Genomic DNA, 15,699 nt, shown 5'->3' with positions numbered 1-15,699 from the left:
CATGGGGGAGAGCGCGATCCTGGCGATCGATCAGGGCACCACCAACACCAAGGCACTGCTGGTGGCGCAAGACGGTCGCATTCTGGCCAGCGGCTCCTCGCCCACGCAGGTAGAGCATCCCCATCCCGGCTGGGCCGAGCAGGATGCGCAAAGCATTCGCCGCAGTGTGGCCAAGGCGGTGGAACAGGCGCTGGCCGCCGCCGGGCCGGTCGAGATCGCCGCCATCGGCATCTCGAACCAGCGGGAATCGGTAGTGGTGTGGGATGCCACAGCCGGAGAGCCTCTGGCGCCTTGCGTGATCTGGCAATGCCGCCGCTCGGCAGAAATTTGCGCAAAACTGCGCGCTCAGGGCCATGAAGCGGTGATCCGCGCCCGCAGTGGGCTTCAGCTGAACCCGATGTTCTCGGCGGGCAAATTGCGCTGGCTGCTCGACCATGAGCCTGCCGTGGGCGAGGCCTGCGCCAAAGGCCGCCTGCGCGCCGGGACCGTCGACAGCTGGCTGCTCTGGACGCTGACGGGCGGACAGGTCCATGCCTGCGATACGGGCAATGCCGCGCGCACCCAGTTGCTGGGGCTGGATCAGGCCGCATGGGATGAGGACCTGCTCGCCCTGTTTTGCATCGATCCGGCCATTCTGCCGCGCATCCTGCCTTCCGACGCGGACTTCGGCGTGACGGCGGGCGGCTTTGCGGGCCTGCCCGATGGCATTCCCATCCGCGCGATGATAGGCGATTCCCATGCCGCGCTGTTCGGCCATGGCATTCGCGCGCCGGGGCAGGCCAAGGTCACTTTGGGCACCGGCTCCTCGCTGATGACGCTGACGCAGCAGCGTCCGCATTCCAGCACCGGACTTTCGGAAACCATCGCATGGTCGCAGGGAGGAACACCCGCCTATGCGCTGGAAGGCAACATCACCGTCTCCACCCATGCCGCCGGTTTTGCCAGCGAAATGCTCGGCCTTGACGGGCCTGAGGCGCTGACGGCCCTGGCCGCCAGCGTGGCTGACAGCGACGGCGTCAGCTTCGTGCCCGCTTTGGCAGGCCTTGGCGCGCCGCATTGGCAGGAGGAAGCGCGCGGCATCTTCTGCGGCCTCAGCCTGCGCACGCGCCGCGCCCATCTGGCCCGCGCCGCGCTGGAGGGCATCGCCCATCAGATCTGCGATCTGGTCGAGGCGATGCAGGCCGATCTGCCTCAGCCCATCGACACGCTTTGCGTCGATGGCGGCGGGGCGCGCAACGATCTGCTGCTGCAAATGCTGGCCGATCTCTCCGGCTGCCGTGTCAGCCGCCCGGCGCAGACCGAGCTGAGCGCCTGGGGCGCCGCCGCCATGGCTGCGCAGGCCATCGGCCAGCCCCTGCCCACACAAGATCACGCCACGCCGATCATCCCGGCCATGGCCCCTGCAAGCCGCGAAAGCCTGCGCCGCCAATGGCGCGACGCGCTGGCCATGCTGGCACCCCGGCCCGCCTGATCCCTTTTTCCGGGAAAGCATCATGACTGAGACTGTGAAACGCCCCTATGTCGTGGGCAATTGGAAGATGCACGGGCTGCTTTCCAGCCTGCCCTCCATTCTCGACATCGACCGCGCGGCGGCCTGTTACGCCGGGGTGGATGTTGCGCTGGCCCTGCCCTTCACGCTGATCAATCCCGCTGCCATCACCGTGGAGCATGCCACCATCGGCGGGCAGAACTGCCATGCCGCGCACGAAGGCGCCTTCACCGGCGATATCTCGGGCCGGATGCTGATGGATTGCGGCGCGCGCTTCGTGCTGCTGGGCCACTCGGAGCGTCGTCTGGGCTGCGGCGAGGACAGCGCCACCGTGCGCGCCAAGATGCGCGCCACGCTGGATGATGGTCTCGCGGCCATCCTCTGTGTCGGCGAAAGCGCCGAGCAGCGCGATGCAGGACTGGCCGTAACCAGCGTGCAGGAGCAGTTGCTGGCCTCTCTGCCGGAGGATCTGACACCCGCCGACACCATCACCATCGCCTATGAGCCCATCTGGGCCATCGGCTCGGGAAGCATTCCGCAGCCCGCCGAAATCGCCGCGATGCATGGCGCCATCCGCCAGACCTTGCGCAACAGGCTGGGCCAGCAGGCCGAGACCATTCGCCTGCTCTATGGCGGTTCGGTCCATGACGGCAATGCCGAGGCGCTGCTCTCCATCGCCGATGTCGATGGCCTGCTGGTGGGCAATGCCAGCCTCGATCCGCGCCGGTTCCGCGCCGTTGTCCGCGCGGCGCAACAGGCCAGCCTACAACCTTCATAAAATCCTTATGCAAGCATAGCGAAAGCCCGCCGGAGCAATCGGCGGGCTTTTTCCTTTGCGCATCCTATTGCCATCCAGGGGCAGGCCACGCGGGTTGCGCGACCTGCCCCGGCCCTCACAGCTTGGTGCGGATGCCCACCGAGACCAGCCGCCCCAGCGTCGAGCCATTGGCATAGCCGTTGCTCGCATTGCGATAGGGCGGATAGGCATTGGCGATGTTGTTGATGTTCAGCGTCAGTGTCGCCTGATGGTTGCCGGCCAGCTTCAAATCATAGGCCAGATAGAGATCCACCGGATTGAAGGAGGCCACATGGTTTTGCAGCGGATCGCCGATGATCGGATAGCCGCCGCTATGCGTCAGCGTGGCGCGCGCGGTCAGGCCTTTCACCTGCGTGCCCAGGCTGGCGATGAAGTTGAGATGCGTATAGCCATTCTTCAACTGGTCCACCACCGGCGAGGTCGGCAGCGTCTTGCTGTTGCGGTCCAGCGTGTAGGTGCCGGCAAAGCTGGCGGTGATCGCCCCGAAGCTGGTGCGCTGGTTGATGTTGGCGGCAAAGTCGATGCCATCCTGCGAGAGCTGCCCCAGATTGTAGCGCCGCAGATCGAGGATCGCATAGGGGTTGTTCGCGGCAAAGAAGCTGGCCAGCGAGGTGAAATTGTCAGCCCGGGCCCCGCGTGAGAAGGCCGTGGCCTGCGCCAGCGTGGGGTTCAGAATGTAATAGGGCGCATTGCTGGGATCGGCATAATAGGCTGACCCTTGCGTGAAATAGCCCGCATTGACGCTGATCGCATTGCGGAAATCGACATTGTAATAGGTGGCGCTCAGGGTCAGCGCGTCCCAGATCGGCGGCTTGATGTCCGCGCCCAAAGACCATGTATGCGCGGTTTCCGGCTTCAGATTGGGGTTACCGCCCGAAATATACAGCACCGGGCGATAGAAGTCCGAGGCCGAGCTGCCCGGCGCCAGATTGGTCGCCACAGCGATCGAGGTGACGCGTTCGTCGACGGCGCCGGTGGTGTCGGCAAGGCTGGGCGCGTGGAAGGAGGTGCCCCAATTGCCGCGCACCGTCATCCAGCGGACCGGGCGATAGCTGAAGCCCACCTTGGGGTTGGTGGTGCCACCCACATCGTCATAGCTGTCGTAACGCACCGACCCGGTCAGGTCGAAACCGGCGATGCCCGGCACGGCATTGCTGTTGCCGAAGACCGGCACGAAGACCTCGCCATAGACCGATTTGACATTGCGCGTGGCGGCCACCGCATTCTGCTTGGGGGTTGCGGTCGGGCCGAAAGCGATGCGCGATTCAATGCCCTCATGGTGATATTCCGCGCCCACGGCGAGGCGCGCATCGCCGCCGGGCAGCGCCACCACCGGGCCGTCAGCCACCAGCCGCACCTCGCCCAGATCCTGCTTGGCCTGCGAATAGTTCTGATAGTCGCGGATGGCGGCCAGCACGCTCGGGTTGGTCAGCGAGAGGTTGTAGGGATCGAGCGCGGTCGCCGTCGTCGTGCCTGCCAGAGCGGCATTGGCAGCATCATTGTTGATCGCCCGCTCGGTCGTGGAGTTGAAGCTGTGGCCGTAATTGCCCATGGCCCGCAGGTTCCAATTGTGGCCCAGCTTCCATTCGAAGGTCGGCGTCAGCCCCCAGGATTCGAAACGCGCCGGATTGCTGAGCCCCTGAGCGCCAAACACCGAGGTGTAATCGAACAGCACCGACTGGCTCGTTTCCGTGCCGATCGCCCGATAATAGGGGTTGGCCGAGGTGATCGTGCCATTGGTGACCAAAGGCGCGGTCAAGGTGGTGGTGTCACGCCGCGAATAATAGGCCGACATGTTGAAATGCAGATTGTCGGTCAGATCCTGTTCCAGAACGGCGTAGACCGAATGGCGGGTCTCACGCGGATAGATATCTGCATATTGGCTGGTGTCGCATTTGTTGACGGTGTTGGGCAGCAGGTTGGGCTCGGCATAGGTCACGCCATTGGCGATGATGTTGGTGAGCGCGCAGGTGGAAACGCGGCGGTCCGAACCGCCCTGCGCGGTGTTGTTCTGCGAGACATAGGGCTGGCTGCCGCCCTGGATGTTGTTGTGCCAGGCAAAGCTGTAGGAGAGCATCAGCGAGCCGCCGGTCCACTCCTTGCCGGCGAAAAGGCTGCCGTCCACGGTGCGATAGCCGCCCGAGAAGCCGACTTTCGCGTCCGCCTCGATGCCCGAAGCATGCTTGCGGGTGATGAAGTTGATCACGCCGCCGATGGCATCCGAACCATAGATCGAGGAGCCGCCGTCAGGGATGACCTCGACGCGTTCGATCATGTTGGGCGGGATGACGGTGGGGTCGGGATAGGTCTGCAGAATGCCAGAGCCGACCAGACGGTGGCCATTGACCAGCAGCAGCGTGGTGGTGCCGCCCGAAGCGCCAAGGCCGCGCAGATTGGTCTGGGCGATGGGCTGGCCGAAACCGGCCGACGGCGCCTGATAGGCGTTGAAGCTGCTGATCTGGGGGATGGTGGACATCAGATCATTGGTCGAAGCCACGCCTTTGGCGGCGATGTCCTTGGTGCTCACCCCGATGACATTGGTGCCCACCGGCGCGATCCCGCGGATCAGCGTGCCGGTGACGACGATTTCCCGGTCCTTCTCCGCCGTGCTGTCCGCTGCGGCGGAATCCTGCGCGGCGGCGTCGGGCTTGGTGTCGGCCTGCTGCGCATGGGCAGCGGGCGCCATGGCCAGCAGCATCGCCAACGCGCTGACCGAGGCCAGCCCGGCTGCGCGGACGACAGGCAAGCGGATTTCGAGTGTGGTTTTCTTTGACAATGTCAGGCCCTCCCTCTGGCACCGTTATCCCCGAGCCGATTGGCATTCTTGATGGGATGCGGTGTCGTTTCCTGACGAATGATTATCGACTCTTCTTTCGTATAGCAATTATTTGTTTTCGATTTGCGTCGTTTTTTAGCAGCGCATTCACGGGTTCAAAAGATAAATCCTTTTCAGGCATTTAGCGTTAAACCGGCATCGTAGACATGATTCATCTGGTAATTTTTACATAGAACACCCCGATTTTCATCGACCTCGCCCCCGATGATTCGAAAGTGAGTGAAACAAATCTGGACACAGCATGCATTGCATGCCTACCTCTCCAAAAAAGGAGAGGGATTTTCACATGCGACACATTCGATTCGCTTCGATAATTTGCGCATTGAGTTGCAGCACCCCAGCCCTGGCCGATACGCCGCCGAATGCCCTGGACGTCTCCGCCCCCGCCGGAGCGGTCCATGGCATGGCCATCGAGGGGGTACGCAGCTTTCGGGGCATTCCCTTCGCCCAGCCCCCCATCGGCGCGCTGCGCTGGCGTGAGCCCCAGCCGCTGGCGCCATGGAACGGCGTGCGCGAGGCGACGCAATGGTCACCGCGCTGCAAACAGACCTCCGCCTTTGCCGATATGCGCTTCCGCTCCTCGGGCGACAGCGAGGACTGCCTCTATCTCAACATCTGGACCCCGGCCAACGCCAAGCCCGGCGACAGGCTGCCGGTGCTGTTCTACGTCTATGGCGGCGGCTTTGTGGCCGGTGCGGCGGATGAATCCCGCTATGACGGCGCCGCCATGGCGAAAAAAGGCATTGTCGTGGTCGTCGCCAATTACCGCGTGGGCAGTTTCGGCTTTTTCGCCCATCCTGAATTGACCGCCGAAAGCCCGCATCACGCCTCGGGCAATCAGGGATTGCTCGATCAGGTCGCGGCGCTGCAATGGACGCGCGGCAACATCGCAGCCTTTGGCGGCAATCCGGACCATATCACCATCAACGGGGAATCGGCGGGCTCCTTCTCGATGAGCCTGCTGACGGTCTCGCCGCTGTCGCGCGATCTTATCGTCGGTGTCATCGGTGAGAGCGGCGCGGCGGTGGAGGGGCAGATGGGTCCGGTCGCACCAAAGGTCGCGGAAGCGCGGGGGCAGGAGCTGGGCCAGAAGCTGGGCGCCACCTCGCTGGCCGCCCTGCGCGCCCTGCCCGCCGACACCATTCTGGCCAGCCATACCGGCAATGGCAGCGGGCTGGGGCTGAGCGTGGACGGCTATTTCCTCCCCCAGAGCCTTGATGCCACCTATGCCGCGCATCAGGCGGCGCATGTGCCCGCGATGATCGGCTCCAACTCGCAGGATACGTTCGGCAATCTGGTGCTGGGCAGTGAAACACCCACAACCGCCCATTACCGCGAAGGCGTGATCAGGCTGTTCGGCGCCAACGCCGACACGGTGATGAAGCTCTACCCCGCCAGCAGCGATGCGCAGGTGCTGGCCGCCTCGACCGAACTCTCAAGCGACCACTTCCTCGGCCAGCCGACGTGGAAGTGGTTCGACCTCCATCGCCAGAGCGGGCAGCCGACCTATTATTTCCGCTACAACCACATCCGCCCGCCCGCGAACGGCCTGCCGCCGCCGGCCATGCCGGTGATCGGCGCGGTCCACAGCGCGGAGATCGAATATGCGCTGGGCAATCTGGATGTGGCGGGGGTGAGCCCGCTCTACACCTGGACACAAGCCGACCGGCAGATGTCCACGCTGCTTCAGGGCTATTTCGTCAACTTCATCAAGACCGGCAATCCCAACGGCCCCGGCCTGCCCGCATGGAAACCAGCGGGCACCGCCTCCCCGCTGTGGCGGCAGGAGGTGGAGCTGCCCACACAGGCCCGGCCCTTCAAGGATGAGGCCCGCTATCGCGCGATGGACCAGATCGCGGCGGCCCCATAGGGCAAGCCCCTGCCCCCTCACGCCCGACCGACACTGAACGATCACAGGATGCCTTCCGATGACACGCCCTTTCGCCATAACACGCCTTTTGCTGACCGGCGCTCTGCTCGCCACGCCCGTCACCGCTTTTGCCGCGCCTGAGCCGGTGCGCGATCCCGCTGTCGCCGGGATCACCTATCTGGAAACGCCGCCGGGGCAAAAGCCGCGCGTCGTCATCACCGCCGATCCGGAGCTGGACGACAACAACTCGCTGATCCGCTATCTGCTGCGCAGTTCCGATTTCCGCACCGAGGGGCTGATCTACGCCAGCAGCCAGTTCCACTGGAAGGGCGACGGCAAGGGCACCAAACTCTCCGTGCCGGGCCGCGAGTATACGCGCTTCGGCCTGCATCTGTGCCCCTGCACCTCCTATCGCTGGGCGCCGAACGAACGCTTTATCGATGATGAGGTCGAGGCCTATGCCAAGGCCTATCCCAATCTGAAGGTGCATGATCACGACTATCCCACGCCCGAACAGCTCAAATCGAAGATCCGCTGGGGCAATGTCGATTTCGATGGCGAGATGGATCATGACACGCCCGGCTCCGATCTGATCAGGAGCCTGCTGCTCGATAACGAACAGTCGCCGGTCTATCTTCATGCCTGGGGCGGGGAAAGCACCATCGCCCGCGCGCTCAAATCCATCGAGGACCAATACAGCAACACACCGCAATGGGCCGCGATCCGGGCCAGGGTGATCGCCAAGGCGGTGATCCATCCCTCGGGCGATCAGGACGACACTTACGCCAAATACATCAAGCCGCACTGGCCCGAGATCCGCTATCGCCATCAGGAGGGCGGCGTGCAGCTAGGCTATGCCACGCAATCGACCGCCAGCCCCTCCGATGCCGTCTATTTCTCCGAACCCTGGATGCGCGAGCATGTCTCCAGCAAGGGCCCGCTGGGCGCCAATGAGCGGGTCTGGGGCGATGGCAAGCAGATGGTCAAGGGCGACATCTTCGACTTCTTCGGCCTGCCCAACCAGAGCGCGAAAGAGCTGAAACAGAAGGGCTATATCGTCTGGACCGCCCCCCTGCCCAAAGGCGAGTTCCTGGGCGAAGGCGACACGCCCACTTATCTCAACCTGCTCGACAACGGGCTGCGCGGCTATCGCGGTGACAGTTTCGGCGGCTGGGGCGGCACGTGGAAGGTGGTCGATCCCAACGCTCCCACCATGTCCTTCGGCGCGGAGATGATGGCGCAGATCGAGCGGCAGGTGATGGACCCCAACTATATGCCTCCGCCGCGCCCGCGCCAGCCCACCAACCCCTTTATCGCCCCGGTGATGAACGATCTGGCCGCAAGGCTGGCCTGGGCCACCACGCCCAGATATGCCGATGCCAATCATTATCCGCGCATCAGGCTGGAAGGCCCGGCCTATCTCACCGCCAGACCGGGGCAGTTGATCCCGCTGAAGGCCACGACCAGCGATCCGGACGGCAATCATGTCTCGCTGCGCTGGTGGCCGTGGGACAAGGCGGGCACCTATGCCGGGACGCTCACGCTGGACAGGACCGAGGGTGAAAGCACCAGCTTCCATGTCCCTCAGGATGCCAAGCCGGGCGATCAGCTGCAGATCGTGGCCGAAGCGACCGATGACGGCAAGCTGCCGCTCACCCGCTACGAGAAGGTGGTGGTGAACGTGGCGGCGGAATAGGCCCGAACCTTGCCGGACCTTACGCCCCGATTGAATTCAGGTGCAAGGTCCGGCAGAGCATGTCTCACCCGGCGGCAAGCTGCCTGAACAAAGCGTTGCGCGCCGCACGCGCCGCATTGGCTTCCTCATGGCTCAGCTCAAGGCGCTCGAAGCCTTCATCAAGCATCACCGGCAGCCGCGCCTCGGGATGGCGCACCGCCAGAACGAAGCTTTCGCCATGCACGGGATCATCATGCGTCCAGAGCGTCTCGGTCTTGCCGACGACGCTGACACCCACGCCCTTCTTCACGCCAGAAGCGGGGGTATAGGTAATCCGCAACTTGCCCCACTTCTTCTGCTGCATCGTGATGCGGGCCCAGATCGGCTCCAGCCGGGCAGGCTCCTGCAACGCCTTCAAGCTTGCGGAGATCTGGAAAAAGCGCAGCACCAGCAGAACGGCACCCGCGGCGCTGAAGAAAACCAACAGGGCAAAGCCGATGACGCGGTTCCAGAACTCGTCAATGGCGAGCGAGAGGGTGATGTTGTCGGGATGGCCCTTTTCCGCCACGATGGCGGTTTGATAATCGCCGCTGCCCACGCCCATGAAGGAGAAATCCACCTTGTGGCTGCGATGCTCGAAGCCCTGCAGATAGGCGATCTCGGCCTTGCAATGGACGGTGAACTTGCGCGATTTGCATTGCCCGTCAGCGATATAGGCCTGCGACACCTCGACCGGATTGTTCTTGATCCGGTAATCGGCATAAAGGCCCGGCCCCGCGAACCATAGCGTGCCCAGCGCCACCAGCGCCGCCACAAGAGCCAGAAAGGGCATCTGGATGCGGTCGGCAAAGCCGGGGTGCCGCACCGCGATGGGCCGGTCGGGGAGCAGTCCGGAAATATCGGGGAGGGCGTAGTCAGTCTTCATCATTGGTAACCCATTCAATCCATCATCGCCTGTGGCTCGCTTGCAGGCATATGAGCCAGCCTGAAAGCAGACAGCGCCCCTCTTTCGGACAGTCTATCTCATTGTGCAACAACGGTTATAACCTTAACGGCTGCTTGACCATGCTTGACCGCCTGTACCGGGGCGCTCTTCTTGCGGGGCATTGTTGGCCCCGGCGGTGCCGTGCTAAAGCGCCAGCCATGGCACGCGATCCCGGTCTCGAAGAGCTTTTGCGTGATCTCCTCACGGAGATCCCGGATCTGTCGGAACGCCCGATGTTCGGTGGTCTGGCCTGGTTGTTTCAGGGCCATCTGCTGTGTGCAGCGCGCGATGACGGGGCCCTGCTGCGCCTCGGCAAAGCGCAGGAAGCAGAGGCGCTGAAAAGCGACGGGATCGAGCCCATGATGTCTCGCGGCCGCATCATCGGCGGTTGGGTGCGCCTCTGCCCGGAGATTGCCGCTGAGGATGTGATGATGCGTGGGCTGATAGAGCAGGCTCTGTCTTTTATTCGGTCCTTGCCGCCGAAAAGCTGATTGCTCCGCATCCGAGCCATCCAGCGGCGGTTTGCTGCGAGGCCAAATAAATTCGCAAAGTGCGATCTTGACTGATCGTTCCACAATCTCCATCTTCACCCCATGGCAAGACCCAAGGAATTCGATTCAGACGTTGCACTCGATGCCGCCATCGAGGTGTTTCGCGCGCATGGCTTCGCGGGCACCTCCGCAGGCATGCTGACCGAGGGCATGAAGATCGGCCGCCAAAGCCTGTACGACACGTTCGGGGACAAATGGCGGCTCTATGTGGCGGCGGTGGGCCGTTACTCCATGCTGGAGGTGCAGGCCCATCTCGAAGCCTTGCGCACCGGCCCGACGGCGTGGGACGGCCTGCGCCGCCTGATCGACCGCGTGGTGGAACAGGCGCACCGCCCCTGTCTGGGGGTGAGTTCGATCTGCGAATTCGGGCAGGAGCATGACGATCTGCTCAAGGCCCGGGAGGCGGCGGGGCGCATGCTGACCAGCGGCATGGCTGCAGCGCTGAGCGAGGCGCAAGCCGCAAGGCAGGTTTCGCCAGACATCACTCCGGAGGACGGCGCCGCCTTCCTCAACAGCAGCATCGCAGGCATCCGCATCGCGGCACGCGGCGGCGCCGGGCCAGAGCAGCTTCACGCCTTGGGGCGTCTTGCCCTGAGAGCGCTGGGCTAAGGATTTACCCAATATTGGAATGATTGTTCAAGAAAGGATCAAACGGTGAAAGCAGTGGTGATGAACGATATCGGCGGCACGGAGGTGATGGCCTTCATCGATCGCCCCGATCCCGTGCCGGGGCCCGGCGAGGTGCTGGTCGGGATCAAGGCGGCGGGCGTCAATTTCATGGATATCGGTGTGAGGCAGGGCATGGCCTGGACCGAGCACGCCAATCCCAAAATTCTGGGCGTCGAGGGCGCTGGCCATGTGCTGGCGCTAGGCGATGGGGTGGAAGATTTCCAGATCGGCCAGCGCGTTGCATGGATCTACCACCCCGGCAGCTATGCGCAAAAGGCGGCGATCCCGGCCCATGGGCTGGTGCCCATTCCCGATGCCGTGGATGACCGCACCGCCGCCGCCGTGATGATGCAGGGCCTGACCGCCAGCCATTTCGCCAGCGACTTCTACCCCGTGCAGCCGGGCGATATCGCCTTTGTCCATGCGGCGGCGGGCGGTGTCGGGCTGCTGCTCACGCAGATCGTCAAGCTGCGCGGCGGCAGCGTGATCGGACGGGCCTCCTCGCAAGACAAGGTGGCTGTGGCTAGGGCGGCAGGCGCCGACCATGTGATCGTCGATCGGGACGGCAATTTCGCTCAAGAGGCCCTGCGTCTGACCGAGGGCCGAGGCGTGGATGTCGTCTATGACGGTTCGGGGCCTACGACCTTTCAAGGCTCGCTCGATATACTGCGCCGCGCAGGCACCTTCTGCTGGTATGGGCCGGTGCTGGGCGGCCCGGGCGCGTTGGACATCATGAGCCTGCCCCGCAGCATCAAGATCGGCTACGCCACCTTCTTCGACCATATCCCCACCCCCGCCCTCCTGCGCCAACATGCCGCCCGCCTCTTCGACTGGATCGCGCAAGGCAGGCTGAGCATCACCTTCGGCGGCGATTATGCTCTGGCGGATGCCGCCAGAGCCCATGCCGCCATGGCCAGCCGCGCCAGCACCGGCAAACTGCTGCTGATCCCGTGAGCCGCACCGCCCTTGTCTTCGGCGGATCGCGCGGGATCGGCGCGGCCATCGCCCGGCGTCTGGCCCGCGACGGTTGCAACGTGGCCCTGACCTATGTTTCCCGCCCGGTCAGCGCCGAAACCGTCGCCGTCGACATCCGCAGCATGGGCCGCAAGGCGCTGCCCCTCCGCGCGGACAGCGCCGATCCCAAAGCCATCACCGCGGCGGTGGAGGAGGCTGCTTGCCAGATGGGGCTGCTCGATATGGCGGTGATCAATGCCGGGCTGCTCCGGCAAGGTTCGGTCGAAAACGTCCCGCTGGAAGATCTGGACCGGATGCTGGCGGTGAATGTGCGCGGCGTCTTTCTGGCGATCCAGGCTTCTGTGGCGCGCATGCGTGATGGCGGGCGGGTCGTCACCATCGGCAGCAACACGGCGATCCGCACCGGGTCGCGCGGCAGCAGCGTCTATGCCATGACCAAGGCAGCGGTGGCCGCGATGGTGAAGGGCGCGGCGCTCGATCTCGCGCCGCGCGGAATCACGGTCAACAACATCCAGCCCGGCCCCACCGAGACGGATATGACAGCCTCCATGGTCAATCGCCGGAAGGAGGTCATCCCCCTGCAACGCATGGGGCAGCCCGATGAGATTGCGGGACTCGTTTCCTATCTGGCGCGCGAGGAAGCGGGCTATATGACCGGTGCCAGCCTGACCATCGATGGCGGATATGTGCTGTGATCAGGGGCTGCGCGGCCCCTGATCACGACTGTGTTAAACCGCGCGCAGAGCCTCGACAAAAGCGGTCGCTCGGGCCTTGACGATCGAGGCCTGATCGCCGGGCTTGTAGAGCGAGCCGCCCAGCCCCGCCCCGGCAGCCCCCGCCGCCATCCACGCGCCAAGGTTCTCGACACTGACGCCGCCCACGGCCAGCACCGGCACATTCTTGGGCAGCACGGCGCGCTGCGCCTTCAGCACGGCGGGGCTCGCGCCCTCGGCAGGGAACAGCTTCAACCCGTGGGCGCCTGCTTCCAAAGCCGCGAAAGCCTCGGTGGGGGTGAAATAGCCCGGCAGCGCGGCCATGCCCGCCGCCACCGCCGCGCTGATCACCGCAGGATTGCTGTTGGGCGAAACCATCAGGCGCCCGCCGCGCTCGGTGACATTGCCGACATCATCCACGCTCAGCATCGTGCCCGCGCCCACCAGCACATGGCGGTCATAACGCCTAGCGATCAGCCCGATGGAATCGAGCGGCTCAGGGGAATTGAGCGGCACCTCGATCATGGTGAAACCGGCCTCGACCAGCCCGTCGGCAATGTCGATGATCTCATCGGGGCGCACGCCGCGCAGAATGGCCACCAACGGGCAGCGGGTCATGGCTTCGGTGAAATCGGCGGTGATGGTCATGCGCATTCCTTCCAGATCTGCAAAATTCCGGCGGCGAAGCTGGCATGGCTGTCGACCGCAATGGCCCGCCCGCCCGCTTCCTCGATGGCGGCGGCATAGAGCCCGCCCAGATAGGGGTCGGCCAGCACATAGACCTCCTCGCCCTTGGCCAGCGCGCGGCTGGCGATGTCGCTGCCAATCAGCAAGCCGCTGGTGTAGGCAGCGCAATCTTCCTCGGCTCGAAGGCCAAGTAGCGCCGCCGCGCGCACGCCGAACAGGTGGCGCAGCAGGCGACTGTCCAGCCCATCAGCGACGCCGCTGCGGAAGGCCGGGCCATCGGCAACCTCGCCCGAGAGGAAGCTGCCAATCAGGCTATGGGCCTTGAGCAGGGCGAACATCTCGCCCGTCATGCTGGTGGAGAAATGGGCGACAGTTTCGCCCCGCATCCGCGCCCATTTGCAATGGGTGCCCGGCTGGCACAGCAGGCCATCGGCAGGCGCCAGACCGGCGGCCACCGCGCCCAGCAGTTGCACCTCCTCGCCGCGCATCACATCGCCGCTCTGCCCCTCCGCGATGGAGAGGCCCGGCACAATGGCGGTGCGCCCCGGCTCGACCCAGTGCAGCCCCTCGGCCAGCGCCTGAGTCCCGGCCGGGCAGGAAACATAAGGCACATTGGCCCAGCCCTTGGCCGAACCGACCATCCCCGCGCAGAGCATCGGCAGATCGCCGAATTGCGCGCGGATCGCTGCTGCTTCAGCCGGGAAGGTGCCCGGCGCTACGGAAAGCAGGCCCCTGTCATCACGCTCGGTGGCTTCAATCGTGCCATCCTCGGCAAAGCGATAGACCCGCCGATTGGTGGTGCCCCAGTCGACACCCAGAAATGCGCCCTGCGCCATCTTACCACCACACTCCATACAGCACCGCCAGAATGGCCAAAATCAGCACCGCCGCCAGATTGAAGCCCTTCGTGGTGCGGAAATCGACCGTATCCAGCCGGATGCGGTTCGACCCCGCCGCCGCCGGACGCGCCAGCGACACCACCACCGCCAGCACCAGCGACAGGGCAAAGATGATCAGCATGCGGTTCATGAAGGGGATCGCGCTCAGCGCCTCGATCCCGCTGAAGCGGAAGAAGATGCTCAGGATCACCGAGGCGATGGCGCCCATCAGCGCTCCATTCTCAGTGGCGCGCGGCCAGAACAGGCCGAGCAGGAAGATCACCGTGATGCCCGGCGTGACGAAGCCGGAGAACTCCTGAATATACTGGAACGCCTGATCGAGGCTGCCCAGCAGCGGACGTGCCGTCAGGATGGCGATCACGATGGAGACGCTGGCGGCGATACGGCCCACGCGCACCAGATGGGTTTCGCTCTTCTGCCCATGGGCGAACCATTTGGCATAGACGTCCAGCGTGAAGATGGTGGCAATCGAGTTGATCTTGCTGGCGGTGGAGGCGACAATGGCCGCCACCAGCGCGGCAAAGACCAGCCCCAGCAGGCCGGGCGGCAGCATGCGCATCATGGTGGGATAGGCCAGATCGGGCTTGCCCAGATCGGGCGCCAGCAGGACGGCGGCAATGCCCGGCAACACGATGATCACCGGCATGATCAGCTTGAGGAAACCGGCCAGCACCATGCCGCGCTGCGCTTCCTGCAGGCTTTTCGCCGCCAGACCGCGCTGGATGATGTACTGATTGCAGCCCCAATAGGCGATGTTGGCGATCCACATGCCGCCGATAATCACCGACAGGCCCGGCAGATCCTGGTAATGCGGATCGCCCGATTTCAGGATCATATGGAAGTGATCGGGCACCTTGTTCACCAGCACCTGCCAGCCATGGAACACATCGCCGCCGCCGATCTTGCCCAGCGTGAGCCAGGCGATGATCAGGCCGCCCGTCACCAGCAGAGCGACCTGCACGATGTCGGTCAAAGCCACGGCCTTCAGCCCGCCACGGATCTGATAGAGCAGCGCGAAAATGCCCAGCCCGGCCAGAGCGACATCCTGATTGACGCCCGCCACCTGCACCACGGCAATCGAGCCCAACCAGATGATCGAGGTGAGGTTGACGAAGACATAGAGCACCAGCCAGAACACCGCCATCACCGCGCGCAGGCGGGGGCCGAAGCGCTGCTCCAGAAACTGGGGCATGGTGGTGATGTCATGCTTCAGGAAGATCGGCAGGAAGAACTTCGCCACGATCAGCAGGGTGGCCGCCGCCATCCATTCATAGCTGGCGATGGCAAGGCCGATGGCATAGCCGGAACCCGCCATGCCGACGATCTGCTCGGCCGAAATGTTGGCCGCGATCAGTGAGGCACCGATGGCCCACCATGGCAGAGCCTTGCTGGCCAGAAAATAGTCGGTGGTGTCGGTCTGATGCCCGGCCTTGCGCCGCGACAACACTTGAGCCAGCACGAAGATGAAGACCGCATAGGCCCCCACCATCGCCAGATCCAGGCTTGAGAGTTGCATCCCCTTCTCCCTTCATG

General features: G+C 64.3%; 13 protein-coding genes. 8 read left to right on the top strand and 5 right to left on the bottom strand.

Going from position 1 to position 15,699, the window contains the following annotated elements; translation table 11 throughout:
- Position 1 precedes the first annotated feature (1 nt).
- Positions 2 to 1,471 (top strand): FGGY family carbohydrate kinase, encoded by a 1,470-nt coding sequence (locus tag HGK27_RS28750; RefSeq protein ID WP_206244214.1) that lies wholly within the window; start codon positions 2 to 4, stop codon positions 1,469 to 1,471.
- Between the two features lie 22 nt (positions 1,472 to 1,493).
- A complete protein-coding gene (gene tpiA / locus HGK27_RS28745; RefSeq protein ID WP_206244213.1) occupies positions 1,494 to 2,267 on the top strand; it encodes a triose-phosphate isomerase in 774 nt (257 codons plus the stop codon).
- 115 nt (positions 2,268 to 2,382) lie between these two features.
- Here the strand turns inward: tpiA and HGK27_RS28740 are convergent, their stop codons facing one another.
- Positions 2,383 to 5,082, bottom strand: coding sequence for a TonB-dependent receptor plug domain-containing protein (locus HGK27_RS28740; RefSeq protein ID WP_206244212.1), 2,700 nt, complete (start codon positions 5,080 to 5,082; stop codon positions 2,383 to 2,385).
- 382 nt (positions 5,083 to 5,464) lie between these two features.
- Here HGK27_RS28740 and HGK27_RS28735 point away from each other — a divergent pair, with 382 nt between their 5' ends.
- The gene (locus HGK27_RS28735) at positions 5,465 to 7,012 is read left to right on the top strand and encodes a carboxylesterase/lipase family protein (RefSeq protein WP_241127568.1); all 1,548 of its coding nucleotides are present in this window, start codon (positions 5,465 to 5,467) and stop codon (positions 7,010 to 7,012) included.
- Between the two features lie 58 nt (positions 7,013 to 7,070).
- Positions 7,071 to 8,708: a DUF1593 domain-containing protein gene (locus HGK27_RS28730; protein WP_206244210.1), complete on the top strand. Its 1,638-nt coding sequence runs from the start codon at positions 7,071 to 7,073 to the stop codon at positions 8,706 to 8,708.
- Positions 8,709 to 8,772: 64 nt separating this feature from the next.
- Here HGK27_RS28730 and HGK27_RS28725 read toward each other — a convergent pair whose 3' ends face one another.
- Positions 8,773 to 9,615, bottom strand: a complete 843-nt coding sequence (locus tag HGK27_RS28725) for a hypothetical protein (protein WP_206244209.1) — start codon at positions 9,613 to 9,615, stop codon at positions 8,773 to 8,775.
- A gap of 215 nt (positions 9,616 to 9,830) precedes the next feature.
- On the opposite strand from HGK27_RS28725, the gene HGK27_RS28720 reads away from it, so the two are divergent.
- From HGK27_RS28720 to HGK27_RS28705, 4 genes are all read left to right on the top strand, one after another.
- Positions 9,831 to 10,163 carry a TfoX/Sxy family protein gene (locus tag HGK27_RS28720; RefSeq protein ID WP_206244208.1) on the top strand — a complete coding sequence of 111 codons (333 nt, stop codon included), beginning with the start codon at positions 9,831 to 9,833 and terminating at the stop codon, positions 10,161 to 10,163.
- Positions 10,164 to 10,265: 102 nt separating this feature from the next.
- On the top strand, positions 10,266 to 10,832 hold the full coding sequence (locus tag HGK27_RS28715) for a TetR/AcrR family transcriptional regulator (protein WP_206244207.1): 567 nt from the start codon (positions 10,266 to 10,268) through the stop codon (positions 10,830 to 10,832).
- Between the two features lie 45 nt (positions 10,833 to 10,877).
- Entirely contained in the window at positions 10,878 to 11,846 is a 969-nt protein-coding gene (locus tag HGK27_RS28710; protein WP_206244206.1) for a quinone oxidoreductase family protein, read from the top strand.
- A complete protein-coding gene (locus HGK27_RS28705; RefSeq protein ID WP_206244205.1) occupies positions 11,843 to 12,562 on the top strand; it encodes an SDR family oxidoreductase in 720 nt (239 codons plus the stop codon). The genes HGK27_RS28710 and HGK27_RS28705 overlap by 4 nt, the downstream gene beginning before the upstream one ends.
- A 33-nt stretch (positions 12,563 to 12,595) precedes the next feature.
- Here HGK27_RS28705 and HGK27_RS28700 read toward each other — a convergent pair whose 3' ends face one another.
- Genes HGK27_RS28700 through HGK27_RS28690 form a run of 3 tightly spaced genes read right to left on the bottom strand, consistent with a single transcriptional unit; the run spans position 12,596 to position 15,682 of the window.
- Positions 12,596 to 13,228, bottom strand: a complete 633-nt coding sequence (locus HGK27_RS28700; protein ID WP_206244204.1) for a 2-dehydro-3-deoxy-6-phosphogalactonate aldolase — start codon at positions 13,226 to 13,228, stop codon at positions 12,596 to 12,598.
- The gene (locus tag HGK27_RS28695; RefSeq protein ID WP_206244203.1) at positions 13,225 to 14,103 is read right to left on the bottom strand and encodes a 2-dehydro-3-deoxygalactonokinase; all 879 of its coding nucleotides are present in this window, start codon (positions 14,101 to 14,103) and stop codon (positions 13,225 to 13,227) included. Before HGK27_RS28695 ends, HGK27_RS28700 begins: the two co-directional genes overlap by 4 nt.
- A gap of 1 nt (position 14,104) precedes the next feature.
- Complete coding sequence (locus HGK27_RS28690; protein WP_206244202.1) at positions 14,105 to 15,682, bottom strand: sodium/sugar symporter; 1,578 nt, start codon at positions 15,680 to 15,682, stop codon at positions 14,105 to 14,107.
- Positions 15,683 to 15,699 lie beyond the last annotated feature (17 nt).

Source organism: Novosphingobium terrae, from assembly GCF_017163935.1.
GTDB lineage: Bacteria > Pseudomonadota > Alphaproteobacteria > Sphingomonadales > Sphingomonadaceae > Novosphingobium > Novosphingobium terrae.
Note: the sequence above shows the minus strand (reverse complement) of the source record. Positions and strands in the feature narration are given on the sequence as shown.